Source organism: Pseudomonas sp. XP2 (assembly GCF_053557975.1).
In genome coordinates, this window is record NZ_JBNRIK010000013.1 from 88,560 (window position 1) to 114,351 (window position 25,792).

A 25,792-nucleotide genomic window follows, 5' to 3' on the forward strand; every position below is an offset into this window, starting at 1 on the left:
GGAATGACCCGTGTGCGCATCATCCATGCGTGCACATGCTTGGTACTTTTCAGGAGAACACCATGAAAGTCGCTTTGAACACCGTGGCTGCACTGGCATTGGCCGGTATCGGCAGCGCCCATGCACAAGATATCGTGCGCCATGGCGCAGGCAGTTTCCCGATCTCGTCAGCTGTAGAAGTCCCCGCGGGCAAGACGGTCATCTACCTGAGTGGTTCGGTCCCGTCGGTTATCCATCCCGATGCACCCAAGGAGTCACTGGAAGCCTACGGTGACACCAAGGCACAAACCATCAATGTGCTTGAAAACATTCAGCAGCAACTGAAAGAACTGGGTCTTGGCCTCACGGATGTGGTGAAGATGCAAGTGTTCCTGGTGGGTGGGCCAGAGAACGGCGGCAAAATGGATTTTGACGGTTTCATGGCCGGCTATACCCAGTTCTTCGGGCCTGCCGCCAAACAGCCGGTTCTGCCCGCGCGTTCCGCGTTCCAGATTGCGGGCCTGGCACACCCGGCCTGGCGCGTTGAGATCGAAGTTACAGCGGTTCGTCCCTGAGCGGATGTGCTTCGTCCTGGGCCAACGCCCAGGACGGCCAGCAACAGGGTTGGCTGAGTTACCCCGCGATAAACAAGGGCAATGCCAAGTACAGCTTGATCACGATGACATTGATGATGTCGATGAAGAACGCGCCCACCATCGGCACTACCAGGAAGGCGATGTGCGAGGCGCCATAGCGCTGGGTCACTGCTTGCATGTTGGCAATGGCCGTCGGCGTTGCACCCAGGCCGAAGCCACAGTGCCCGGCCGCCAGCACTGCCGCATCATAGTTGCGGCCCATCACCCGGAATGTCACGAAGATCGCAAACAGTGCCATGACCAGCGTTTGCGCGGCCAGCAACGCAAAGAACGGTAAGGCCAGTGCCGCCAGGTCCCACAACTTGAGCGACATCAAGGCAATGGCCAGGAACAGGGACAGACTGACATTGCCCAGCACCGAAACTTCTCGTTCGAACACACGATAAAAGCCGAATGCCGAAAGCCCGTTGCGCAGCAGTACGCCCACGAAGAGTACACAAACGAATGTCGGCAGTTCGAATGCCGTGCCTCTCAATACTCCATTCAGTAATGTACCGGCCAGCAAACTGACGGCAATCAGTGCCAGCGTTTCGATAAATGAAAAAGAGGTGATCAGACGCTCTTTATTCGGCTGTTCAAAGCCTTTTGGCAGATGTGGAACTTCTTCTTCCACCCCCTGCGTCTTTACCCGCTTGATCAGCAACCTGGCAACCGGGCCACCAATCAAGCCGCCCAGTACCAGGCCGAAGGTGGCAGAGGCCATCGCCAGTTCGGAAGCCGAAGCCACCCCAAACTTTTCAGTGAACGTGGCGCCCCAGGCGGCGCCCGTGCCGTGACCCCCGGACAGGGTGATCGAACCAGCCAGCAGGCCCAGCAATGGGTCGAGCCCCAATGCCGTTGCCAGGCCTATGCCCATGGCGTTCTGCACCAGCAGCAAGCCAGTCACCACCAGCAGGAACACAGCGACCACACTGCCGCCCTTCTTCAGGCTGGCGAAGTCTGCACTCAGGCCGATGGTGGCGAAGAACGCCAGCATCAACGGTGTCTGCAATGAGGTATCAAACTGGACCTGTACATCGAAACTGCGCAATGCCAAGAGCGCCAAGGCCACTACCAATCCGCCTGCAACAGGTTCCGGGATATTGTAAGCGCGCAGGAAACCAATGCGTGCGACCAGCCCGCGCCCCAGTAGCAATACCAGGGAGGCGGCTACAAGTGTCCCGTAAAAATCGAGTTCAAACATCAGGGTACTCTTCGTTCAAGGTGACATGCGAAATAACGATGTCATCATTCTACGGCGAGCACGCCAGTCAATTGCGGCCAAGCGGCTAGGAAAAGTCTGAATGAGCTGTCGGCTTTGACGACGCGTATCAAAGTTTTCCGGGTATTCCATATTTACGCAGCCGCTGGGCAATAGCGGTATGCGAAGTTTGCAAGCGCCCGGCCAGCTGACGCGTCGACGGGTAACTGGCATACAGGCGCTGTAACAGTTCGCGCTCGAAATCACCCACGGCCTGTTCCAGGCTGGCCACTTCACCGTCCTGTCCTCTTGCCACCGAGGTGCCGGCGATGTCCAGGTCGCCGATATCCACCAGGTTGCCCTCGCAGATGGCCGCAGCGCGGAAGATTACGTTTTGCAGTTGACGCACATTGCCCGGCCACGGGTTGGCCAGCAGTGCCGAATGGGTGGCCGGGGTCAGCCGGCAGGCTGGGCGCTGGATCTGCGTGCAGGCCTGCTGCATGAAGAAGTGCGCCAGCATCAGGATGTCCTGGCCCCTGTCACGCAGTGGCGGTACCTGCAGGTTGAGCACGTTGAGGCGGTAGAACAGGTCTTCGCGGAAGCTGCCTTCGGCGACCATGCGCTCCAGGTCGCGGTGGGTGGCACTGATGATGCGCACATCCACCTTCACTTCGCGGTCGCCGCCCACCCGGCGGAAGCTGCCATCGCTGAGAAAACGCAGCAGCTTGGCCTGCAGGTAGGGTGACATTTCGCCAATTTCATCGAGGAACACCGTGCCCTGGTTGGCCAGTTCCATCAGCCCGGGCTTGCCACCGCGTTGCGCGCCGGTGAAGGCACCGGGTGCATAACCAAACAGCTCGCTCTCGGCCAGGCTCTCGGGCAGTGCGGCGCAGTTCAGGGCGAGGAACGGGGCGGCGTGGCGGCTGCTGATGGCGTGGCAGGCGCGGGCGACCAGCTCTTTGCCAGTGCCGGTTTCGCCGTGCACCAGCAGCGGTGCATCGAGCGCCGCCACGCGCAGGGCGCGGGCCTTGAGCGTGCGGATGGCGGGCGACTCGCCGAGCAGGGCATCGAAGCCTTCGGCATGGTCGTGGTGCAGGGCCGACAGGCGCTCGCCCATGCGCGTGGGCGGGTAGAGCGTGAGCAGGCCACCTGCGTTGGTGATCGGCATGGCGTCCAGCAGCAGGCTTTGGCCGTTGAGCTGCATTTCGCGCATGGGCAGGTGGAAGTTGTTGTCCAGCAGCGCCTGCAGCAGCGCGGGGTCGCCAAACAGTTCGCCCACCGAACGCCCGGCGGATTCGCGGCCGCACAGGGCGATCAGCGCCGGGTTGGCCAGCAGCACCAGGCCTGCGCTGTCCACGGCCAGTACCGGGTCGCTCATCGCCGCCAGCAGGGCGTCGAGCTGCAGGTGGCGGCGCTGGCCGGGGAGGATGTCGACCACGTCCACCGATTGCACGCCCTGCACCTCGAACAGTGCGTCATGCAGTTCTTCGAGCACGGCAGGGCTGAGGGTGGGAGCATCGATGTAAACGTTCGGCGGGACCATCTCCACCGCGTCCAGGTTGAGGTTGCGGGCACCGAGCAGGGCGAGGACTTCCTGGGTGATGCCGACGCGGTCGATGAAGCTGACATGGATGCGCATTGGGGAGGGGCAAGGTGGTGGCCGGGGAGGGCGGTAGTATGCCTTAACATCGCCGGGGCTGCGCAGCAGCCCCAAGTACGCGAAATCACTCCAGATGTTCAGGCTTGATGGGGTCGCCCGATTTCACGTCAAGCTTTTCGCGAATGTCCGCGAACATATCGTCATAGAGCTTGTGCGGCGAACTCAGTGTCTCGAATTTTTTCGGCGGCGCGAGATATGACTGAGCCTTGCGGGTCAGCAGCATGAGGAAGCTGGGCAATACCTGGTCCTTGGCGAGGAAGAACTTTTCTTCCACCGGCTTGCCTTCGATGCTGCCATGCATGCGGAACTGAATGCCTCTGCCTTCCTTGGGGTCCGACGCTGCCTCGTAGTCGATGTTCAGGTCATAGCTGTGGTCGGCACTGTTCAGCGCAGAGCGCTCGATATGTACATGACCAGGTTCATAATGGGCCATGGCTAGCTCCTTTGGAAGGTCGAAAACGGCGGGCGCCAGGCACCCGCCAACTGCATTCAACGGTAGCTGATCCCAGGCTTCTCGGTGGAGACCCGTGTGCCAGCAGTACCTTTGACAATGTCTTCAATGTTTTCCAGCGAACTGATCACTGCCACCTTGCCGGTGTTGCGGGCAAAGTCACTGGCAGCTTGCACTTTTGGCCCCATGGAGCCTGCGGCGAAGCCAAGGCGCTCGAGTTCGTCCGGATGGGCCTGGGCAATGGCTTTTTGCGTGGGCTTGCCCCAGTCAATGTAGGCCGCGTCGACGTCGGTGGCGATAATCAGAAGGTCGGCTTCCAATTGCTCGGCCAGCAGTGCAGAGCACAGGTCTTTGTCGATCACCGCTTCAATGCCCTTGAGCTTGCGGTTTTCATCGTACATGGTGGGGATGCCGCCACCGCCTGCGCAAATCACGATGCTGCTCTTTTCCAGCAGCCACTTGATCGGGCGGATTTCAAAGATGCGCTTGGGTTTCGGGCTGGCCACCACACGGCGGTACTTGTCGCCATCGGCCTTGACCACCCAGCCTTTCTCTTTGGCCAGGCGCTCGGCCTCTTCCTTGCTGTAGACCGGGCCAATGAACTTGGTCGGGTCCTTGAAGGCGGGGTCGTTGGCGTCCACTTCCACCTGGGTCAGCAGGGTGGCGAATGGCACCTCGAAATCCAGCAGGTTGCCCAGTTCCTGTTCGATCATGTAGCCGATCATGCCTTCGGTTTCGGCACCCAGCACGTCCAGCGGGTAGGCCTCGTCAGGCTTGTAGGACAGGGCCTGAAGCGACAGCAGGCCGACTTGCGGGCCGTTGCCGTGGGCAATGACCAGTTCGTTGCCAGGGTGGATCTTGGCGATCTGTTCGGTGGCGGTGCGGATATTGGCGCGCTGGTTGTCAGCGGTCATGGGCTCGCCGCGACGCAGCAGGGCGTTGCCGCCCAATGCAACAACGATACGCATGGGGAATGTCCTTTACGCAGATGGGGTGAGCACCTCGATCCTTTGTGGGAGCTGGCTTGCCGGCGATCACCGGCGAAGCCTGCCCCCAGGCGCGGGGCGATTGTCAGAGGTCAGCCAGGGTCGAAACCAGAATCGCCTTGATGGTGTGCATGCGGTTTTCCGCCTGCTCGAAGGCGATGCAGGCCGGCGACTCGAACACGTCGTCAGTCACTTCGATGCCGTTGGCCAAGTCCGGGTACTGTTCGGCAATCTGCTTGCCGACCTTGGTGTCGGAGTTATGGAACGCCGGCAGGCAGTGCATGAACTTGGTCCGCGGGTTGCCGGTGGACTTCATCAACTCGGCATTCACCTGGTAAGGCTTGAGCTGCTTGATGCGCTCACCCCAGGCTTCGATCGGCTCGCCCATCGAAACCCACACGTCGGTATGAACAAAGTCCACACCCTTGACCGCCGCTTTCGGGTCTTCGGTGAGGGTGATGCGGGCGCCGCTTTCCTCAGCGTACTTCTTGCAGCGCTCGACCAGGTCGTCATGCGGCCACAGTGCCTTGGGCGCGGCGATGCGCACATCCATGCCGAGCTTGGCGCCAATCAGCAGCAGCGAGTTGCCCATGTTGTTGCGGGCGTCGCCCAGATAGGCGTAGCTGATGTCGTGCAGCGGCTTGTCGCTGTGCTCGCGCATGGTCAGCACGTCGGCAATCATCTGGGTCGGGTGGTATTCGTCAGTCAGGCCGTTGAATACCGGCACACCAGCGAACTTGGCCAGCTCTTCGACGATTTCCTGCTTGAAACCCCGGTACTCGATCGCGTCATACATGCGCCCAAGCACGCGAGCGGTGTCTTTCATGCTCTCCTTGTGGCCGATCTGCGAAGAGTTGGGGTCGATATAGGTGACGTTGGCACCTTGGTCGTAGGCAGCGACTTCGAAGGCGCAGCGGGTACGGGTGGAGGTTTTTTCGAAGATCAGCGCAATGTTGTTGCCCTTCAGGTGCTGCTGCTCGGTACCGGTGTACTTTGCACGCTTGAGGTCGCGGGACAGGTCCAGCAGGTAGCGCAGCTCGCGGGTGGTGTGGTGTTCCAGGCTGAGCAGGTTGCGGTTGTGAATGTTGAACGCCATGATTGCTTCTCCTTGAGTCCGGTAGTGTCCCGGCCGGCGCTTTGTGGGCGCGGCCGGGTGCAATGGTCGTTAGTAATCGATCGGGTCACGCACAATCGGGCAGGTCATGCAGTGGCCGCCGCCCCGGCCCCGGCCCAGTTCGCCGGCGCTGATGGTGATGACCTCGATACCGGCCTTGCGCAGCAGGGTGTTGGTGTAGGTGTTGCGGTCGTAGCCGATGACCACGCCCGGCTCGAGGGCCACCACGTTGTTGCCGTCATCCCATTGTTCGCGCTCGGCGGCAAAGCTGTTGCCGCCAGTCTCGACCACCCGCAGCTTGTCTTTCTTGCCCAGCAACTGCTCGGACACCACCTCGAGGAACGAGGCATCCTGCGGCGCGATGTTCATGCCATAGGGCTTGCTGGAATCTGGGGTGATGATGAATGGCTTGATCTCTTTCACCACCTCCGGGAATACCGTTACCAGGTCGCGGTCGCAGAAGCTGAACACGGTGTCCAGGTGCATCGCCGCGCGGGACTTCGGCAGGCCAGCGACGATGATTTTCTCGGCCGCGCCCTTCTCGAACAGATTCTGAGCCAGTTGGCCGATGGCATGGCGCGAAGTGCGCTCACCCATGCCGATCAGCACGATGCCCTTGCCGACCGGCATCACGTCGCCGCCCTCGAGGGTGGCGTTACCGTGATCCTTGTCCGGGTCGCCGTACCACACCTGGAAGTCGGCGCCGGTGAATTCCTTGTGGAACTTGTAGATGGCGGTGGTCAGCAGGGTTTCCTGACGTCGCGCAGGCCAGTACATCGGGTTGAGCGTCACGCCACCATAGATCCAGCAGGTGGTGTCACGGGTGAACTGAGTGTTGGGCAGCGGCGGCAGAATGAAGCTGGAGTGGCCCAGGTACTTGTTGTACATCTTGATCACTTCGGCGCCTTCGCTGACTGGAAGGTCCTGGCCCGCCACGCCGCCAATCAGGAACTCCGCCAGGTGGCGTGGCTCCAGCCCTTCGAGCCAGCTGCGCACCTCGTTGGTCAGGCCGACACCCACGGTGTCAGAGGTAATCTTGCGGTCAAGGATCCACTTGAGGGCTTCGGGTTGCTGCACGATGTCGGTCAGCAGGTTGTGCATTTCCAGCACATCCACGCCGCGCTCGCGCATTTTGGTGACGAAGTCGAAATGGTCACGCTTGGCCTGGTCGACCCAGATCACATCGTCGAACAGCAGCTCGTCACAGTTGCTCGGCGTCAGGCGCTTGTGCGCCAGGCCCGGCGAGCAAACCATCACTTTGCGCAGTTTGCCGGCTTCGGAGTGGACACCGTACTTCTGTTTTTCAGCGGACATGGTTTCATTCCTCCAATTGAACGAAGACGTGGGTCAAAGGGTCAGGAAGCCGTCGTACAGGCCATAAGCTGCCACCAGGGCGCCGATGACCACGGCTGCGAAGATCAGTTTTTCCACGTTGGTGAAGATGGGTTGGCCAACTTCACGCTTGGCTTTGGCGAACAAGATCGCCCCAGGTGCGTAGAGCAGGGCCGAGAGCAGCAGGTATTTCACGCCGCCGGCGTACAGCAGCCAGATGGCGTATAGCAGGGCGATGCCGCCGATGATCAGGTCTTTCTTGCGTTCGGCCAGGGCCTGCTCGTAGGTTTCGCTGCGCAGTGCCAGCAGGAACGCATAGGCTGCCGACCACAGGTAGGGCACCAGGATCATCGAGGTGGCGAGGTAGATCAGCGACAGGTAGGTGCTGTTGGAGAACAGCGTGATTACCAGGAAGATCTGCACCATGGCATTGGTCAGCCACAGGGCGTTGGCCGGGACCTGGTTGGCGTTTTCGCGGCGCAGGAACTCCGGCATGGTGTGGTCCTTGGCGGCGGCGAACATGATCTCGGCACACAGCAGTACCCACGACAGCAGCGCCCCCAACAGCGAGATGATCAGGCCGACGCTGATCAGCACCGCGCCCCAGTGGCCGACCACATGCTCCAGTACGGCAGCCATCGACGGGTTCTGCAGCTTGGCCAGTTCCGGTTGGGTCATGATGCCCAGCGACAGCACGTTCACCAGCACCAGGAACAGCAGCACGGTGACAAAGCCGATCACTGTGGCCTTGCCCACGTCAGAGCGTTTTTCCGCCCGGGACGAGAAGATGCTCGCGCCCTCGATGCCGATGAACACCCAAACGGTGACCAGCATCATGTTGCGCACCTGGTTCATCACGCTGCCAAGCTCCGGTGTGCCTACGGCCCAGATGTCAGCGGTGAAGATGTCGAGCCTGAAGGCGAACAGGCAGATCAGGGCGAACAGCACCAGCGGTACGACTTTGGCCACGGTGGTGACCAGGTTGATGAACGCCGCCTCCTTGATGCCGCGCAGCACCAGGAAGTGCACCGCCCACAACAGGATCGATGCGCCAATGATGGCGGCCGGCGTGTTGCCTTCACCGAAGATCGGGAAGAAGTAGCCCAAGGTGCTGAACAACAGCACAAAGTAGCCGACGTTACCCAGCCAGGCACTGATCCAGTACCCCCAGGCCGAAGAGAAGCCCATGTAGTCACCGAAACCGGCCTTGGCGTAGGCATACACCCCGCCATCCAGGTCAGGCTTGCGGTTGGCCAGGGTCTGGAACACAAACGCCAGGGTCAGCATGCCGACCGCGGTGATGCCCCAGCCAATCAGTACGGCACCAACCCCTGCGCTGGCGGCCATGTTCTGCGGCAGCGAAAAGATCCCGCCGCCAATCATGGAGCCGACGACAAGTGCAACTAACGCGCCGAGCTTCAGTTTTCCAGATGAATCAGACATTTAACAACTCCTGCCAGGAGAAAGTTGACGTCAGCATAAATCTGACGCCGTTGCCGTTTGCTGACTTGTGTCAGTTTAAGGCGCCGTGAAGTAGGAAATTTCCTTCACGGGTGCTCCTGGAGAGTGCCGACAGCTTAAGCTGCAAGCCTTGCGCGCTGGCACCTCCATGTCTTTCTAGAGCAATCGCTCTGCTCAGCCTGCGATGCTTGAAACTAGCCGGTTTTGTGGGTTTCGCAAATTTTTCACAAGCATTTTGAGTTTTATCAGGAACTTTCCCAGCGGCCTTGCAACTGCTGGTTTTTAATGCCACGTACATAGACAATGCAGTTATGAGTGCTATAGCTTGATTGGCCTGTTCCATTATAAGTAACCACTCATATATGGCCGGCGAGGCTGTTTCAATGGTATGACAGCGCGAAAAATGGGGGATGCATGAGCGAACCGGGACAGAAGCTGCGCCTGGGCGCGCTGATCGCGCTGGTGGTCGGCTCGATGATCGGTGGCGGGATCTTCTCGCTGCCGCAGAATATGGCAGCGCGTGCCGATGTCGGGGCGGTGCTGATCGGCTGGTGCATCACCGCCGTTGGCATGCTGGCCCTGGCGTTTGTGTTCCAGACCCTGGCCAACCGCAAGCCGGAACTGGACTCCGGGGTGTATGCCTATGCCAAGGCGGGTTTCGGCGACTACATGGGCTTCTCTTCGGCCTGGGGCTACTGGATCAGCGCCTGGCTGGGCAATGTCGGCTATTTCGTACTGCTGTTCAGCACCCTGGGCTTCTACTTTCCGGTATTCGGTGAAGGCAATACGCCGGTCGCCATCGGCTGTGCCTCGCTGCTGCTGTGGTCGGTGCATTTTCTGGTGCTGCGCGGCATCAAGGAGGCCGCGTTCATCAACCAGGTGACCACCGTGGCCAAGGTGGTGCCGCTGCTGATGTTCGTGGTGATTGCGGCGTTCGCCTTTCGTGCCGATATCTTCACCCGTGACATCTGGGGCATGAGCAACCCGCAGTTCGGCGGCGTGCTGGAGCAGGTGCGCAACATGATGCTGGTGACCGTATTCGTGTTCATCGGCATCGAAGGCGCCAGTGTGTACTCCGGCCGCGCCGCGCGTCGCTCGGATGTGGGCAAGGCCACCGTCATCGGGTTTCTCGGTGTGCTGGCGCTGCTGGTGCTGGTCAACGTGCTGTCGCTGGGGGTGATGACCCAGCCGGAACTGGCCGGGTTGCAGAACCCGTCGCTGGCCTCGGTGCTGGAGCACATCGTCGGCCCTTGGGGTGCCTTGCTGATCAGCCTCGGGCTGGCGGTTTCGCTGCTGGGTGCGTTGCTGTCGTGGGCGCTGCTGTGTGCCGAGATCCTGTTCGCCACGGCACGGGACAAGACCATGCCGCGCTTTCTGGCCAAGGAAAACGCCAACCATGTGCCCGCTAACGCCCTGTGGCTGACCAACTGCATGATCCAGGGCTTCCTGCTGATTACGCTGTTCTCTGCCGGTACCTACACCAGCCTGATCTACCTGGCCTCGTCGATGATCCTGGTACCCTACCTGTGGTCGGCGGCGTATGCCTTGCTGCTGGCGGTACGGGCAGAAACCTATACCGGGCAGCCGGGGTTGCGGCGCAAGGACTTGCTGGTAGCGCTGGTTGCCTTGCTGTATGCCGTGTGGCTGTTGTATGCCGGCGGGCTCAAGTACCTGCTGCTGTCGGCGCTGCTGTATGCCCCCGGCGTGATCCTGTTTGCCAGGGCCAAGCATGAGCAGGGCCAGGCCTTGTTCACCACTTGGGAAAAGCTGATTTTCGCCGCAGTGCTGGCGGGCGCAGGGCTTGCGGCCTATGCCCTGTATTCAGGGTTGCTGAGCTTGTGACGGGGCGGGGCAGGCGTGCTCCGGGCGTGACCAGATCCACAGGTTGCCCAGGGTCATGCCGCCGATTGCCAGAAACACCGGCCAGTGGTGTTGCAGAAACGTCAGCATCAGCCCCGCACACAGCAGCATGCTGATGGTGGCGCTGACCTTGGCACGGCGCTGGATCACCTTGCCATTGCGCCAGTTGTAAAGGATTGGCCCGAACAGCCGGTGGTTCTCCAGCCAGGCAGAAAGGCGCGGCGAACTGCGGGTCGCCGCCCAGGCGGCCAGCAGGATGAATTCGGTGGTCGGCAAGCCGGGAATGACGATCGCGACCAAGCCCACCCCCAGGCTCACGTAGGCCAGGATTCCGTACAACAGGCGGGCGATCTTCGAGCGGGCAGGTCGGGTCATGGTCTCACTGCAAAAAGCGGTTTGGCCACCGGTAGGGTGGCCGGATTCGGCGTATCAGACCAGCGCGGTATCCGCAGCATAGGCATGTTTGAGCAGCTCGGTGAACCGCTCGAAGGCGGCCACTGCACCGCGCTCGGCAGCGGCTTCCTCCTCAGCCGACAGCTCAAGGCTATCGAGGATGCGAGTGAACTGTTTCCAGCCCTCGGCACGGCCACCGGCCGGCTCACCCAGGTGGCGGGCACCAAAGCTGTCAGACAGTTCCAGGGCCACGGCACGCTTGATCAGAAACGCAGCGCCCAGTTTGGAGCCTTCAGAGACGAAGATCCAGCCCATTGCCTCGCCCAGGCTCGGGTTGACCAGGGCGCCCGGCACGGCGGCTGGCACTTCGGTGTCCAGGTCTGCGAGGTCCAGGCGTGCCTGCTCGGCACGGCAGCGCTCGGCCAGATCGGGAACGATGGCGATCAGCTGCGGATCGTTGTACAGGGCTTGCAGCTCGGACTGGAACAGGTACTGGGCAACGACGAAGCGGGCGAAGCTTTCGCGGCTGTCGAAAGGCGCGTGGGATTTGACCAGGGCATCCAGCTCTGCGTGCGGGGCGTGGGTGATCTGGTTCAGGCGCTGGGAGCGCAGGGCTGGGCGTTCGGTCATGGGGGCAGTCCTTGGAAAGAGGGGCGTTTAGATACAAGACGAAACAGCGGCGGCGGGACAGTAAAAAAACTGGGTTGTAGTGTTGTCTGTACCGGCCTCTTCGCGGGCACGCCGCTCCCACAGGTTCAACGCAGGCCGTGGACCTATGATGTTTCTGTGGGAGCGGGCGTGCCCGCGAAGGGGCCGGTACAGGCGTAAGGGATCAGATATCCCAAACCACATTGATACCGAAGTTGCGCCCCGGCATGGTCAGGCGGTCGATGTTGGCTGGCTGGGTCACAGCCGCTTCACCCTGGCCGTCGTAGCTGCGCACCGAATCCCACTGCCAGTACTTCTTGTCGGTGAGGTTGTACAGGCCGGCGTTGATGGTCACGTCGTCGGTGACCTTGTAGTAGCCGGTCAGGTCCAGCACACCGTAGCCCGGGGTGCGGAACTTCGAGCTCGCACCATCTGGCGAGTAGAAGCTGGAGTCGTCGACGCGGGTCTTGCGCTTGACCAGTGTCCAGCTCAGCAGGCCACCGTAGTTCTGCTGCTCGTAACCGAGGCCAAACACGCCCTTCAGTGGGTTGACGGTGTTCAGCGGCTCACCGGTGTCGTCGTTACGGCCATAGGTGTAGGCAATCGAACCCTGGGTATACAGGCCTTGCGGCGCGCCGAAGCGGTCGAGGTTCAGGCGGCCCTTGACCTCGGCACCCTTGATGGTGGCGTGCTTGATGTTGTTGGCCTGGAAGGTTTGTTCCAGGTTGGCGCTTTGCACCGCATCTTCGTCGATGAAGTCGCGGTACTTGTTGTAGAACACCGCCACGTCGAAGTTACCCGCGTCGAAGTTGCCACGCAGGCCGGTTTCGTAGCTCTTGCTCTTTTCCGGTTCCAGGCCTGGGTTGCCTTCTACGCGATAACCTTCCTCAAGGTTCACGAATTTCCCGTACATGGACTTGGCGGTCGGAGTGCGGAAGCCTTCGGCATACTGACCATACCAGGTGTAGTTGTCGTTGAAGGCGTAGGTCAGGCCGAACTTGGGCGAGACGCGGTGCCACTTCTTGTCCGAGTCGTCCTGGGAGGTGGGCGCTGTGCCGGTGGACTCCAGGCCACGCAAGAATTCGTCGGTGAACTTGGGTTCCATGCGCGTGTAGTCGTAGCGCGCGCCGGGCATGAAGGTCCAGTTATTCCAGCGGATCTCGTCCTGCACGAACAGGCTGTAGGTGTTCACGGTCGGGTCCGGGAAGTCACTGACCAGAACCTGGCCGTCTGCCGGGCGTTCGGCGCCGGCGGCGGAGCAACCGGAGCCCACGGCCAGGCAGGTGCCCGTGCCGCTGCGCGAGCCAGTGATTTTCTCGTGCTTGATGGTGGTGCCATAGGTCAGCAGGTGGTCGGTGGCGCCGATGCTGAAGGCCTTGTCCAGCTGGGCATCGAATACCCACTGGCGGTCTTTGTAGGTTGTGTCACGCGTGCGCAGTACCTGGCGGCCAGGCGGTGCGTAGACTTCTTCGGTGTGCTGGTCGGTCTTGGCGATCTGGTAGTTGAGGCTCCACTTGACGTGGTCAGCGACCAGCGAATCCAGGCCGAACTCATGGTTGATGCCATAGCGCTCGCGGGTAATGGTGTCGTTGCCACTGCGCGCCTTGTAATAGCCCATGCCACCAAAGCCCGGAATGAACGGCCCGCCCACCGCGCTGAGGATGTTCTGGTCGCGGTCATCCTTGTAGCGCTCGTAGGTGAAGCCCAGGCGGGCGTCGTCGTCGTAGTTCCAGCCAAGCTTGGCCAGCACGTTGGTGGTGCGCACGTCCATCGGGTTGGCTTCGGTGCGCGACAGGCCGGCACCGCTGTGGCCGCCATGGGTTTCGGTCTCGTGGCCGTTGCGCTGGCTCAGGTGCAGCAGGCCATCGAAATCACCCTCGCGGCCGGCGACGGTGGCGGAGGTGAGCCAGCTTTCGTCGGCCGAGCTGTAGCCGGTCTTCAACCGTGCACCCACGTCCTTCCCGGGCTTGATGATGTCGTCGGGGTCGAGGGTGAAGTAGCTCACAGCGCCGCCGATGGCGTTGCTGCCGTACAGCACCGAGGCCGGACCGCGGAGGATTTCCACACGCTTGACGATTTCCGGGTCAACGTAGTTGCGTTGGGTCTGTGCATAGGGGCCGTAAAAGAAGCTGTCCGGGATCGACACACCGTCGACCTGGGTGAGGATCCGCTCGCCGTCGATACCACGGATGTTGTAGCCGTTCAGGCCGCTGCGCTGGCCGGTACCGGCCACCGACACACCCGGCTCGTAGCGCACCAGGTCCTGGATGCTGTTGACGTTCTGCCGGTCCAGTTGCTCGCGGGTCTGTACGCTGACAGTGCTCGGCACCTGGCTGACGTCCTGGGCGCTACGTGTGGCGCTGACGGTCACCTGTTGCAGGGCGATCACGTTGCCGCCGGTCTGACGTTCGAGGATCACGTTGCCGTTGCTGATCTTGCGAAAACCCAGCCCGGTACCCTGCAGCAGGCGCTTGAGGGCGGCATCTGCTGGCAGCGAGCCTTGCACGCCCGGCGAAGCCACGCCGTCAGCCAGCTCGGCGCTGAAACCGACCTGCCAGCCGGTGACCTGGCTGAAGGCATTGATCGCCGATACCAGCGGTTGCTGGCCGATGCTGAAGCGGTAATCACCCATACGCGGGCTACTGGCGCGGGCCGGTTCGGCGGCCAGCACCGGCAGGCTGCAGGCACCGCTGGCGAGCAGGGCCAGGGTCAACAGGGACAGTTGCCCGGTTCGGCGGGGAAGGGTGTACGAGCGGGTAGGACCAGTGGACATCGAAAGCGCTCCCTGATGCGCGGACTGTTATAGGTGATTGCTGTTCTCGTTTTCAAACAAGAATCAGTTGCATTGGCTATAACGAGACGGGCGGGGCAGGGCGATCGCGTAAAAATAATTTCGGGGTCAGTTCAGAATCACCAGCGCAGGGTACTCATGCAGCTGTGCCGAGGTGATGTGGGCCAGTGCGCGCAGGGTTTCCAACGGCTGGTCAAGGCGGTAGTTGCCGGTGACTGCAACGTCTTCCAGCTGCGCATTGCGGTTGATGATCCAGCCTGGGTAGTAGCGACGCACTTCAGCCAGTACCTGGCTGAGCGGGCAGTTCTCGAACACCAGGCGGCCGTCGACCCAGGCCAGGTCCTTTTGCAAGTCGGCGCGTTGGCGCTGGCCGAAGCCTTGGGGGCCGACGCTGATGCTATCCCCGGCACTCAGGCGAATGCGTTGGTCGCGTGCCCCTTGCAGGTCGACATCGCCGCGTTGTACCCGTACCTGGGCCTCGCCGTCGAGGTAGCGCACGGCAAAGTCGGTATCGCGCACCTGTGCGCGCAACGGCCCGGCCTCTACCTCAAGTGGCAGCTGTGCGCCGTCGGGTATCTGGAAGTAGGCCTCACCCTGCAGCAGGCGGGCGATCTGGCGGCCGTCACGGTGGTCGCTGGCAAATGCCGAGTTGGTGTTGAGCAGGACTTTTGCGCCGTCTTCCAGTTGCAGGCGCTGGCGCTCGCCCACCACGGTCAGGTGGTCGGCCTGCAAGCGTGTGGGCAGGTTGCCGACGGTGAACAGCCCGACCAGCAGCACTGCTGCGGTGGCCAGGGGTTTCCAGTGGCTGCGCAGGCGCCCGCGCCATGAGCGGCGTTGCTGCTGGTGCATCTGCGTGGCTGCCTGGTGCAACGGCATACCGTTCCACAGCGCCTCTGCTTCGACATAGGCCTCGGCGTTTTCCGGCGCAGCGCTCAGCCAGGCTTCAAAAGCCAGGGTGTCCTCGGTATTGGCGCATTGCAGGCGCACCAGCCAGTCCAGCGCCTCGTCCATGGCACGCGCACGGGCACTAGGCCCGGCAGGTGACGGGCGAGGGGCAGGGCTGTCGGTCACGGTAAATCCTTGAATGGTTTTTTGCGAATGATCAAGGCTAAGACGGGGTGTGGCAAGGGCTTTGCGTCGCCGTTCGCCGGCGGTCAGCTTACTTGAGGCGTTCGGCAACACCCATGCAGATCGCCATGATCAGTTTCAGTTCCTTTTGCACCGTACTGGGCGAAACACTGAGTTGTTCGGCAATTTCCAGGTAGGTGGCGCCGTGCAGGCGGCTGAGGATGAAAATGCGCTGCTGGCGTTCACTCAGCTGGTTGAGGCTGACGCTCAGGTGCTTGAGCAGTTGCTCGGCATGGGCGGCATCCTCGCTGCTGGTGGCGGGGGCGGCCACGCTGTGCAGCACTTCGTCGGGCACGTCGTCGACCAGCATGCGCGCCTGTACCCGGCGTGCGCGCAAGTGGTCCAGTGCCAGGTTGCGCGCGGTCTGGAACACGAACGGCTCGATGTGCTCGATGGGCCGTTCGCCCAGGGCGCGCGACACCCGCAGGTAGGTTTCCTGCAGCAGGTCTTCGGCCGTGCTGGGGTTGCCGACCATGCGCTGCAAGGTGCGCAACAGGGTAAGGCGCTGGACGAGGAAGACGGAGTTGAACCGGGACTGACTCACAGGGGGACCTGGCCGACGAAAGGTTAATGATAATGCTTATCATCCGTGCCGTTGGTCAAGTGTGGATGTGTTAGGAAATGGTAAAGATTGTGAGTGACGTGTGTATGGCGATGGATATCCTGTGCTTTTGAGATCGAGCGCCGCCCGCGCGGCGCTTCGCGGGACAAGCCCGCTCCCACATTTGTTTCGGGCCAGTCATGCCTGTGCAATTAGCGCGCGTACCCCTTGGTGCACGACGCGACATCGAAGGGGACAAACAAGGGACCGCGCGCCATGGATCAGGATTGATTGGCCCGAAACAACTGTGGGAGCGGGCTTGTCCCGCGAAGCGCCGCGCGGGCGGCGCTCGATCTCATAAGCGATGAAGATGCTGTGTCCGGCTCAACGGGCCTGGCACAACGCCAGGCAGTTATCCAGCATGCGGTTGCTGAACGCCCACTCGTTGTCATACCACGCCAGCACCTTGAGCATGCGCCCGTTGGCCCGGGTATGGTTGGCATCGAAAATCGACGACAGCGGGTTGTGGTTGAAATCGCAGGAAACCAATGGCAACGCGTTGTACCCCAATACCTTGGAATGCCTGCTGGCTTCAAGGAACAGCTGGTTGACCTGCTCGGCCGTGGCCTCGCGCTTGAGGTTGACGGTGAGGTCCACCAGCGACACGTTGATCACCGGTACCCGCACTGCCATGCCGGTCAGCTTGCCCGCCAGCTCCGGCAGCACAAGGCCCACGGCTTCGGCGGCGCCGGTCTTGCTGGGGATCATCGACTGCGTGGCCGACCGCGCCCGGTACGGGTCGCTGTGGTACATGTCGGTCAGCACCTGGTCGTTGGTATAGGCGTGAATGGTGGTCATCAGGCCTTGCTCGATGCCGAACTCGCGGTGCAGCACCTGGGCGATCGGCGCCAGGCAGTTGGTGGTGCAGGAGGCGTTGGAAATGACCTGATGCGAGGCCCGCAGGATGTCATGGTTGACCCCGTAGACCACGGTGGCATCGGCGCCTTTGGCCGGCGCCGAGACAATCACCTTGCCCGCCCCGGCGGTCAGGTGGGCAGCGGCTTTGGCGCGGTCGGTGAACAGCCCTGTGCACTCGAACACCACGTCGATCGCTTCGGCCTTCCAGGGCAGGTCGGCCGGGTTGCGGATGGCACTGACGGCGATACGGTCACCATTGACCGTGAGGCTTTCGTGGTCGGCCTCGACTGTGGCCTCGAACGTGCCATGCACGCTGTCGTATTTGAGCAGGTGGGCATTCATGGCGCTGTCGCCCAGGTCGTTGATGGCGACGACCTGCAGGTCCTGGCGGTAGCCTTGGGTATACAGTGCGCGCAGGACGTTGCGCCCGATGCGGCCGAATCCATTGATCGCGATGCGTAGGGTCATGGCAGTACCTCTGGCAGTCCGAGTGAAACCTGTGGCAAAAAGGAGCTTCACTGAAACGGTTTTGTTGTTGGAATTACAAGATTATTCACTGGCTGATAGAAAACAAGCCTTTTTAGTGGCAGTATTTTGTTTAAACATACAACGAGTGGTTGGGCGTTGTGCCTCCACCGATGCAGCAGGCTCCTTGCCTTGAGCCTAGGCCGCAATCGTTTGGAGAGGAAATGCCCGGTAAACCGCCCTTACAATTAGCCTGGAGTCCAGTACATGCATCCGCGCATCCTTGAGGTCACCCAACGGCTGATCGACCGCAGCCGTGCCACCCGCGAACGCTATCTGCAACTGATTCGCGGCGCGGCCAGTGAAGGCCCCATGCGTGCCAGCCTGCAGTGTGCCAACTTCGCCCATGGCGTGGCCGGTTGCGGCAGCGAGGACAAGCAGACTCTGCGCCTGATGAACGCGGCCAACGTGGCCATCGTCTCGGCTTATAACGACATGCTGTCTGCCCACCAGCCGTATCTGCACTTCCCGGAGCAGATCAAGCAGGCCCTGCGCGAGGTCGGTTCGGTCGGCCAGTTCGCCGGCGGCGTGCCGGCCATGTGCGACGGCGTGACCCAGGGTGAGCCGGGCATGGAGCTGGCCATCGCCAGCCGTGAAGTGATTGCCATGTCCACGGCGGTCGCGTTGTCGCACAACATGTTCGATGCCGCGCTGATGCTGGGCATCTGCGACAAGATTGTCCCAGGCCTGATGATGGGGGCGCTGCGTTTCGGCCACCTGCCGACCATCTTCGTGCCGGGCGGGCCGATGGTTTCCGGCATTTCCAACAAGCAGAAGGCCGACGTGCGCCAGCGCTATGCGGAAGGCAAGGCCAGCCGTGAAGAGCTGCTGGAGTCGGAGATGAACTCCTATCACAGCCCGGGTACCTGCACCTTCTACGGCACCGCCAACACCAACCAGTTGGTGATGGAGGTGATGGGCCTGCACCTGCCGGGCGCCTCGTTCGTCAACCCGTACACCCCGCTGCGCGACGCACTTACAGCGCACGCCGCGCAGCAGGTGACGCGCATGACCAAGGCCAGCGGCAGTTTCATGCCGCTGGGCGAAATCGTCGACGAAAAGGCACTGGTCAACTCCATCGTTGCCCTGCACGCCACGGGCGGCTCGACCAACCACACCCTGCACATCCCGGCGATTGCCCAGGCAGCAGGTATCCAGCTGACCTGGCAGGACATGGCCGACCTCTCCGAAGTGGTGCCGACCCTGTCCCACGTCTACCCCAATGGCAAGGCCGACATCAATCACTTCCAGGCCGCCGGGGGCATGGCCTTCCTGATCCGCGAACTGCTGGATGCCGGGCTGCTGCACGAAGACGTCAACACCGTGGCCGGCCCCGGCCTGCGCCGCTACACCCAGGAGCCGTTCCTCGACAACGGCAAGCTGGTGTGGCGCGAGGGGCCGCAACAAAGCCTGGACGAAAGCATCCTGCGCCCGGTGGCACGGCCGTTCTCGGCTGAAGGCGGCCTGCGGGTGATGGAAGGCAACCTGGGCCGTGGCGTGATGAAGGTTTCCGCCGTCGCCCCCGAACATCAGGTGGTCGAGGCCCCCGCGCTGGTGTTCCATGACCAGCAGTCGCTCGCCGATGCGTTCAAGGCCGGTGAGCTGGAGCGTGACTTTGTCGCCGTGGTGCGCTTCCAGGGCCCACGTTGCAACGGCATGCCCGAACTGCACAAGCTCACGCCCTTCCTCGGTGTTCTGCAGGACCGAGGCTACAAGGTGGCGCTGGTTACCGACGGGCGCATGTCCGGCGCCTCGGGCAAGATCCCGGCGGCCATCCATGTTTGCCCCGAGGCTTATGATGGCGGCCCGCTGGCGCGCGTGCGCGATGGTGATATCGTGCGGGTCGATGGTGTCGAAGGCACACTGCGGGTAATGGTATCGGCCGAAGAACTGGCCAGCCGCGACCTGCCGCCGGTGCCCCAGGGCAATGACCTGGGTTGCGGGCGTGAGCTGTTCGGCTTCATGCGCATGGCGTTCAGCCCGGCAGAGCAGGGCGCGAGTGCCTTTACCTCGGCCCTGGAGAACCTTAAATGAAAGACCTGCTGGTTGGCGACATTGGCGGCACCAATGCCCGTTTTGCGTTGTGGCGTGACAACCAGCTGCATGAAGTCAACGTTTTTGCCACTGCGGACTACACCAGCCCGGAGCAGGCCATCGAGGCTTACCTCGAAGGCCAGGGCATAGCCCGCGGCGGCTTGGCGGCTGTATGCCTGGCGGTAGCCGGGCCGGTCGATGGCGATGAATTTCGCTTTACCAACAACCATTGGCGTTTGAGCCGTACGGCTTTTTGCAAGACCTTGCAGGTCGACCGGTTGTTGCTGATCAACGATTTTACCGCCATGGCGCTGGGCATGACCCGCCTGCGCGATGGGGAATTTCGCGAGGTGTGCCCTGGTCAGGCTGACCCTTCGCGGCCTGCGTTGGTGATCGGGCCGGGCACTGGCCTGGGCGTGGGCTCGTTGCTGCGCCTTGGCGAACAGCACTGGCAGGCCTTGCCGGGGGAGGGCGGGCATGTCGACCTGCCGGTGGGCAATGCGCGCGAAGCGGCCATCCATCAGCAGATCCACGGCCAGATCGGCCATGTCAGTGCCGAGACCGTGCTCAGCGGTGGTGGCCTGGTGCGGCTGTACCAGGCGATCTGTGCGCTGGATGGCGACACACCCCGACACAAGACCCCGGCACAGATTACCGATGCCGCGCTGGGCGGCGAGCCACGGGCGCTGGCGGTGGTCGAGCAGTTCTGCCGCTTCCTTGGGCGCGTGGCGGGTAACAACGTGCTCACGCTGGGCGCGCGAGGCGGGGTCTATATTGTCGGCGGCGTCATTCCCCGCTTTGCCGAACTGTTCCTGCGTAGCGGGTTTGCCGCGAGTTTTGCCGACAAGGGCTGCATGAGTGGCTATTTCGCTGGCGTGCCTGTGTGGCTGGTAACCGCAGAGTTTTCCGGCTTGCTGGGCTCCGGTGTGGCCTTGCAGCAGGCCTTGGACCACAGATAAGTGTAAAGGGCCGCTGATAGTCCCGCACAGCGCGGTCCCTGTAGGAGCGGCCTTGTGCCGCGATGGGGCGCGAAGCGGCCCCAATAACAGGCAACCAAGACCTGTAACTAACAAGAGGAAGGACCACCTTGAGCACTGCCGGCAAATCGATCCTGATGGTCGACGACGACCAGGAAATCCGCGAACTGCTGCAAACCTACCTGAGCCGCTCCGGCTTCCAGGTGCATGCCGAAGCCGATGGAAAGGGATTTCGCCGCGCCCTGGAAACCACCCCCTGCGACCTGGTCATCCTCGACGTCATGCTGCCCGACGAAGACGGTTTCAGCCTGTGCCGCTGGGTACGCCAGCACCCGCGCCAGGCGCGGGTGCCCATTATCATGCTCACCGCCAGCTCCGACGAAGCCGACCGTGTCATCGGCCTGGAACTGGGCGCTGACGACTACCTGGGCAAACCGTTCAGCCCTCGCGAGCTGCAAGCGCGGATCAAGGCCTTGTTGCGCCGCGCCGAGTTCGGCCTGTCGGCGCCAGGCAGCGCGGTGCTGGCCTTCGACGACTGGCGGCTGGACACGGTCAGCCACCGTCTGTTCCATCACGACGGTGAAGAGGTGATTCTGTCCGGTGCCGACTTCGCCCTGCTCAAACTGTTCCTCGACCATCCGCAGCAGATTCTCGACCGCGACACCATCGGCAACGCCACCCGTGGCCGCGAGCCAATGCCGCTGGACCGCATCGTCGACATGGCGGTCAGCCGCCTGCGTCAGCGCCTGCGCGATACCGACAAGCCCCCCCGGCTGATCCGCACGGTGCGCGGCAGTGGCTACCTGTTGGCGGCACATGTCTGCAGTGCGCCCTGAGCGGCGCTGGCGCCTGCTGCCGCGCTCACTGCTGGGGCGCATGCTGCTGCTGACCTTGCTGGTAGTGCTCTTGGCCCAAGGCTTGTCGAGCATCATCTGGGTGGCCCAGTTGCGTGCCAGCCAACTGCAGGGTCTGCGTGCGAGCGCCAGCAGCCTGGCCCATTCGATGAGCGCCAGTGTCAGTTACTTCCGCTCGTTGCCGGTGGCCTATCGGCCCATGGTGCTCGACCAGTTGCGCAGCATGGGCGGCACGCGCTTTTTCGTCTCGCTCAACGTCAAGCCGCTGGACATGCCGGTGCTGCCCATCACTGCACGCAAGCAGGCGGTGATCGAGGTATTCCAGCAGGTACTGCACGAGCGCCTGGGTTCGCAAATGGACATTTCTGTCGAATTCGTCGGGCCTGACGACCTGCGCATTTTCAACAGCGGCCTGAAACTCGACGAGCTGCCACGCTCCTGGGCGCATTACTCATTGACACTGGAGCCGCTCAACCCGCCGGTGCTGGTGACGCAGATTCGCCTGGACGAGGGCGAGTGGCTGTACATTGCCTCGCTGCTGCCCGAGCCCTATACCAGCCTTGAGGCCGAACGCCTGCCACGGCAGCAGATCGGTTTCATCGTGCTCACCACCGCCTTGCTGCTGTTATTCATCGGGTTGTTGGTGCACTGGCAGAGCTGGCCGCTCAAGCGCCTGGCGCGCGCTGCCCGGGAGATGTCGCTGGGTGCCGATGTGGCGCCGGTGGTCGAAGGAGGGGGGAGCGAAGTGGTGGAAGTCAGCCGGGCGTTCAACAGCATGCGCGAGCGCATCAGCCGCTACCTGACCGAGCGTAGCCAGCTATTCAGTGCCATCTCCCACGACCTGCGCACGCCGATCACCCGCCTGCGTCTGCGTGTCGAACTGCTGGAGGACGAGCGCCTGCAGGCCAAGTTCAGCCAGGATCTGGACGAGCTTGAGCTACTGGTCAAAGGGGCGTTGCAGTGCGTGAAGGACACCGATATCCACGAAAACATCGAGCCGGTCGACCTTAACCATGTGCTGGAGATTCTGGCAGAGCCTTATCTGCGTGATGGCCGCATCACGGTCGACGGCCGGGCGCTGGCCCCTTACCCAGGCAAGCCGCTGGCGCTGCGACGCTGCATCGGCAACCTGGTCGACAACGCCATCAAGTACGGCGAGCAGGCGCGGCTGCGCATCATCGACAGTGCCGAAGGTTTTGTGCTGCAGGTGGACGACCAGGGGCCGGGCGTACCGCAGCAGCAGCTTGAGCAAGTGTTCGAGCCGCATTTTCGGCTGGCCGGACAGCAGCAGGGCTATGGGCTGGGATTGGGGATTGCGCGCAACATTGCCCACAGCCACGGCGGCGAGGTGAGCTTGCTCAACCTGCGCGAAGGCGGGTTGCGGGTGACCCTGTATCTGCCGCGCGGACAGGACTGAGTTGTTGGTGGTGGCAGTTCTGGCCCTATCGTCGGCAAGCCAGCCCCCACAGGTACAGCGTAAACCTTGAAAGTTTTAGGGCCTTTGTGGCAGCTGGCTTGCCGGCGATCGGGCCATTGCAGGCCACATAGATGTCACTGCCCCGTGACAATCCTGGCCTGCTTCGTGACCTGCCGGCCAAACCGGTTGGCTAGAATTCGCACACGACTGGCAAGGATCAAGCTGGCCCATGAACACCTCCAACCTGCCTTCCAGCAGCTGGCTCAACGCCCCGGCCCATGCTGCCTGGCGCCTGGCCGAAGTACAGCGCCTGCTGGCCTTCGCCAAGGCCGCGAAACTGCCCGACGGCTTCGGCAACCTGGACGCCGAGGGGCGGTTAGCGCCCGGCGCCTGCGCCGAAACCATGAACACTGCTCGCATGACCCACTGCTTCGCCCTGGCTCACCTGCAGGGCATGCCCGGCTGCCTGGACTACGTCGCACACGGCGTGGCCGCTTTGCGCGGTGCCATGCAGGATGCCAGCTACGGCGGTTGGTTCGCCCACCCCGGTGGCCACGACGACAGTGGCAAGGCGGCTTACCTGCATGCTTTTGTCGCCCTGGCCGCCAGCTCGGCAGTGGTGGCGGGCGCGGTCGATGCCCCCGCGCTGTTGGCTGACGCCATCCAGGTGATCGAAGCGCATTTCTGGAGCGAAGAAGAAGGCGCCCTGCGGGAAACCTTCTCCCGCGCCTGGCAACTGCCCGAGCCGTACCGTGGCGCCAATAGCAACATGCACGCGACCGAGGCTTTTCTGGCCTTGGCAGACGTCACCGGCAACAGCCTGTGGCTGAAGCGCGCCCTGCGCATCGCCGAACGTATCATTCATACCCACGCCGCGGCCAACGGCTACCGGGTCATCGAGCATTTCGACGCGCTCTGGCAGCCACTGCCGCACTACAACATTGAGCATCCGGCCGACCACTTCCGGCCTTATGGCACCACGCCCGGGCACGCCCTTGAGTGGGCGCGGCTGCTGCTGCACCTGGAGGCCAGCCTCGACCGGGCCGGCCTGCAGGCGCCGCAGTGGCTGGCGGATAGCGCTCGGGCCCTGTTCGACACAGCCTGCCAGCAGGCCTGGAAGGTCGATGGCGCGCCCGGTTATGTCTACACCCTGGACTGGGCCGGGCAGCCCGTAGTGCATGCGCGCCTGCACTGGGTGCACGCCGAGGCCTGCGCCGCCGCCGCAGCGCTCTTGCAGCGCACCGGCGAGGCGCATTACGAGCAGTGGTACCGCAACGGCTGGGATTTCATCGCCAGCCACTTTATCGATACCCATGGCGGCAGCTGGCACCACGAACTCGATGCAACCAACCAGCCGGCCGGGACCATCTGGCCGGGCAAGCCAGACCTCTATCACGCCTACCAGGCGCTGTTGCTGCCAGGCTTGCCGCTGGCATCCAGCCTGGCCAGCAACCTCGCCGCCAATGTAACCAGACGATGACATTCGCGCATCGCTTCGTTACCTGACGAGGCGGGCACGCTGTTTAGACTTCATGCAACGCAAGCGATCGACTTGCACGGCATAACAACAAGAAAGGTGCTTTGATGAATCCCACGTTCCGTCTCGCTGCCGCAATTTCCCTGGCTTCCTTGCTCCCGCTCAGTGCCCTGGCTGCCGAACCCAAAGGCAGCGTGGAGGTGGTGCACTGGTGGACTTCCGGTGGTGAAAAAGCGGCCGTCGATGTGCTCAAGGCCCAAGTCGAGAAAGACGGCTTTACGTGGAAGGATGGCGCCGTGGCCGGTGGTGGTGGTGCCACGGCCATGACCGTGCTCAAAAGCCGCGCCGTAGCCGGCAACCCACCGGGTGTCGCGCAAATCAAAGGGCCAGACATTCAGGATTGGGCTTCCACCGGCTTGCTCGACACCGATGTGCTCAAGGATGTGGCCAAAGAGGAAAAGTGGGACGCATTGCTCGACAAGAAGGTCGCCGATACCGTGAAGTACGAAGGTGACTATGTCGCCGTGCCGGTGAACATCCACCGCATCAACTGGCTGTGGATCAACCCCGAAGTCTTCAAGAAAGCTGGCATCGACAAGGTGCCCGCCACCCTCGACGAATTCTACGCTGCTGCCGACAAGCTCAAGGCTGCCGGCTTCATCCCGCTCGCCCATGGTGGCCAGCCGTGGCAGGACAGCACGGTATTTGAAAGTGTTGTGCTGTCGGTAATGGGAGCAGATGGTTACAAGAAGGCCATGGTCGACCTCGACAGCGCTACCCTGACCGGCCCGGACATGGTCAAGGCGCTGACTGAGTTGAAGAAGGTCGCCACCTACATGGACCCGGACGGCAAAGGCCAGGACTGGAACCTGGAAGCGGCCAAGGTCATCAATGGCAAGGCCGGCATGCAGATCATGGGCGACTGGGCCAAGAGCGAGTGGACCCTGGCGAAGAAAACTGCCGGCAAGGATTACCAGTGCGTGCCTTTCCCGGGCACCGACAAGGCCTTCCTCTACAACATCGACTCGCTGGTGGTGTTCAAGCAGAACAACGCCGGCACGTCTGCCGGCCAGCAGGACATTGCCCGCAAGGTGCTGGGTGAGGACTTCCAGAAGGTCTTCAGCAGCAACAAGGGTTCGATTCCGGTACGCAACGACATGCTCGCCGACATGGGCAAGTATGGCTTCGATGCGTGCGCGCAGACCTCTGCCAAGGACTTCCTGGCCGACGCCAAAAATGGCGGCCTGCAGCCGAGCATGGCGCACAACATGGCCACCACGCTGGCCGTGCAGGGCGCGTTCTTCGATGTGGTGACCAACTACATCAACGACCCCAAGGCCGACCCGGCCGATGCAGCGAAGAAGCTGGCGGCGGCGATCAAGGCTGCCCAGTAAAGCTGACGCGATCCCC

22 protein-coding genes are annotated in these 25,792 nt (G+C 62.4%); 8 read left to right on the forward strand and 14 right to left on the reverse strand.

The features are described from left to right. Window positions 1-62: 62 nt before the first annotated feature. Window positions 63-554, forward strand: coding sequence for a RidA family protein (locus ACK1VC_RS15760; protein WP_023046960.1), 492 nt, complete (start codon window positions 63-65; stop codon window positions 552-554). Between the two features lie 58 nt (window positions 555-612). Here the strand turns inward: ACK1VC_RS15760 and gltS are convergent, their stop codons facing one another. The 8 genes from gltS to ACK1VC_RS15800 form a co-directional block, all read right to left on the reverse strand. Then, window positions 613-1,818: a sodium/glutamate symporter gene (gene gltS / locus ACK1VC_RS15765; protein ID WP_191087314.1), complete on the reverse strand. Its 1,206-nt coding sequence runs from the start codon at window positions 1,816-1,818 to the stop codon at window positions 613-615. 127 nt (window positions 1,819-1,945) lie between these two features. Continuing rightward, window positions 1,946-3,454 carry a sigma-54-dependent transcriptional regulator gene (locus ACK1VC_RS15770; RefSeq protein WP_023046961.1) on the reverse strand — a complete coding sequence of 503 codons (1,509 nt, stop codon included), beginning with the start codon at window positions 3,452-3,454 and terminating at the stop codon, window positions 1,946-1,948. A gap of 85 nt (window positions 3,455-3,539) precedes the next feature. Then, window positions 3,540-3,908, reverse strand: a complete 369-nt coding sequence (locus tag ACK1VC_RS15775; RefSeq protein WP_016485077.1) for a DUF5064 family protein — start codon at window positions 3,906-3,908, stop codon at window positions 3,540-3,542. Between the two features lie 56 nt (window positions 3,909-3,964). Next, on the reverse strand, window positions 3,965-4,894 hold the full coding sequence (gene arcC / locus ACK1VC_RS15780) for a carbamate kinase (RefSeq protein ID WP_016485078.1): 930 nt from the start codon (window positions 4,892-4,894) through the stop codon (window positions 3,965-3,967). Window positions 4,895-4,997: 103 nt separating this feature from the next. Beyond that, the gene (locus tag ACK1VC_RS15785; protein WP_016485079.1) at window positions 4,998-6,008 is read right to left on the reverse strand and encodes an ornithine carbamoyltransferase; all 1,011 of its coding nucleotides are present in this window, start codon (window positions 6,006-6,008) and stop codon (window positions 4,998-5,000) included. 69 nt (window positions 6,009-6,077) lie between these two features. Then, on the reverse strand, window positions 6,078-7,340 hold the full coding sequence (gene arcA, locus ACK1VC_RS15790; protein WP_016485080.1) for an arginine deiminase: 1,263 nt from the start codon (window positions 7,338-7,340) through the stop codon (window positions 6,078-6,080). A gap of 33 nt (window positions 7,341-7,373) precedes the next feature. Next, complete coding sequence (arcD, locus tag ACK1VC_RS15795) at window positions 7,374-8,801, reverse strand: arginine-ornithine antiporter (RefSeq protein ID WP_016485081.1); 1,428 nt, start codon at window positions 8,799-8,801, stop codon at window positions 7,374-7,376. A gap of 70 nt (window positions 8,802-8,871) precedes the next feature. After that, entirely contained in the window at window positions 8,872-9,162 is a 291-nt protein-coding gene (locus ACK1VC_RS15800) for a hypothetical protein (RefSeq protein WP_134792734.1), read from the reverse strand. A 71-nt stretch (window positions 9,163-9,233) separates the two neighbouring features. On the opposite strand from ACK1VC_RS15800, the gene arcD (ACK1VC_RS15805) reads away from it, so the two are divergent. Then, window positions 9,234-10,661 carry an arginine-ornithine antiporter gene (arcD, locus tag ACK1VC_RS15805; protein WP_016485082.1) on the forward strand — a complete coding sequence of 476 codons (1,428 nt, stop codon included), beginning with the start codon at window positions 9,234-9,236 and terminating at the stop codon, window positions 10,659-10,661. Here the strand turns inward: arcD (ACK1VC_RS15805) and ACK1VC_RS15810 are convergent. The 6 genes from ACK1VC_RS15810 to gap all read right to left on the reverse strand — a co-directional run bounded on the left by ACK1VC_RS15810 (window position 10,641) and on the right by gap (window position 17,566). Continuing rightward, window positions 10,641-11,054: a YbaN family protein gene (locus ACK1VC_RS15810; RefSeq protein WP_016485083.1), complete on the reverse strand. Its 414-nt coding sequence runs from the start codon at window positions 11,052-11,054 to the stop codon at window positions 10,641-10,643. The two genes, arcD (ACK1VC_RS15805) and ACK1VC_RS15810, sit on opposite strands and share 21 nt — an antisense overlap. A 54-nt stretch (window positions 11,055-11,108) precedes the next feature. Further along, on the reverse strand, window positions 11,109-11,702 hold the full coding sequence (locus ACK1VC_RS15815) for a biliverdin-producing heme oxygenase (protein ID WP_016485084.1): 594 nt from the start codon (window positions 11,700-11,702) through the stop codon (window positions 11,109-11,111). A gap of 202 nt (window positions 11,703-11,904) precedes the next feature. Further along, window positions 11,905-14,493 carry a TonB-dependent receptor gene (locus ACK1VC_RS15820; RefSeq protein WP_024717626.1) on the reverse strand — a complete coding sequence of 863 codons (2,589 nt, stop codon included), beginning with the start codon at window positions 14,491-14,493 and terminating at the stop codon, window positions 11,905-11,907. Between the two features lie 126 nt (window positions 14,494-14,619). Continuing rightward, window positions 14,620-15,582 carry a FecR family protein gene (locus ACK1VC_RS15825; RefSeq protein WP_016485086.1) on the reverse strand — a complete coding sequence of 321 codons (963 nt, stop codon included), beginning with the start codon at window positions 15,580-15,582 and terminating at the stop codon, window positions 14,620-14,622. A gap of 88 nt (window positions 15,583-15,670) precedes the next feature. Then, window positions 15,671-16,183 carry an RNA polymerase sigma factor gene (locus ACK1VC_RS15830; RefSeq protein ID WP_003255059.1) on the reverse strand — a complete coding sequence of 171 codons (513 nt, stop codon included), beginning with the start codon at window positions 16,181-16,183 and terminating at the stop codon, window positions 15,671-15,673. Window positions 16,184-16,564: 381 nt separating this feature from the next. Beyond that, a complete protein-coding gene (gene gap / locus ACK1VC_RS15835) occupies window positions 16,565-17,566 on the reverse strand; it encodes a type I glyceraldehyde-3-phosphate dehydrogenase (protein WP_016485087.1) in 1,002 nt (333 codons plus the stop codon). Window positions 17,567-17,830: 264 nt separating this feature from the next. Here gap and edd point away from each other — a divergent pair, with 264 nt between their 5' ends. The 6 genes from edd to ACK1VC_RS15865 all read left to right on the forward strand — a co-directional run bounded on the left by edd (window position 17,831) and on the right by ACK1VC_RS15865 (window position 25,776). After that, entirely contained in the window at window positions 17,831-19,657 is a 1,827-nt protein-coding gene (gene edd / locus ACK1VC_RS15840) for a phosphogluconate dehydratase (RefSeq protein WP_016485088.1), read from the forward strand. Beyond that, on the forward strand, window positions 19,654-20,616 hold the full coding sequence (locus ACK1VC_RS15845) for a glucokinase (RefSeq protein WP_191087315.1): 963 nt from the start codon (window positions 19,654-19,656) through the stop codon (window positions 20,614-20,616). Before edd ends, ACK1VC_RS15845 begins: the two co-directional genes overlap by 4 nt. A gap of 128 nt (window positions 20,617-20,744) precedes the next feature. Continuing rightward, window positions 20,745-21,470 carry a two-component system response regulator GltR gene (gene gltR, locus ACK1VC_RS15850; protein ID WP_016485090.1) on the forward strand — a complete coding sequence of 242 codons (726 nt, stop codon included), beginning with the start codon at window positions 20,745-20,747 and terminating at the stop codon, window positions 21,468-21,470. After that, complete coding sequence (locus ACK1VC_RS15855; protein WP_016485091.1) at window positions 21,451-22,905, forward strand: ATP-binding protein; 1,455 nt, start codon at window positions 21,451-21,453, stop codon at window positions 22,903-22,905. Before gltR ends, ACK1VC_RS15855 begins: the two co-directional genes overlap by 20 nt. A gap of 229 nt (window positions 22,906-23,134) precedes the next feature. Next, on the forward strand, window positions 23,135-24,385 hold the full coding sequence (locus ACK1VC_RS15860) for a D-mannose isomerase (RefSeq protein ID WP_197884290.1): 1,251 nt from the start codon (window positions 23,135-23,137) through the stop codon (window positions 24,383-24,385). A gap of 104 nt (window positions 24,386-24,489) precedes the next feature. Then, a complete protein-coding gene (locus ACK1VC_RS15865) occupies window positions 24,490-25,776 on the forward strand; it encodes an ABC transporter substrate-binding protein (protein WP_024717653.1) in 1,287 nt (428 codons plus the stop codon). Window positions 25,777-25,792: the final 16 nt, after the last annotated feature.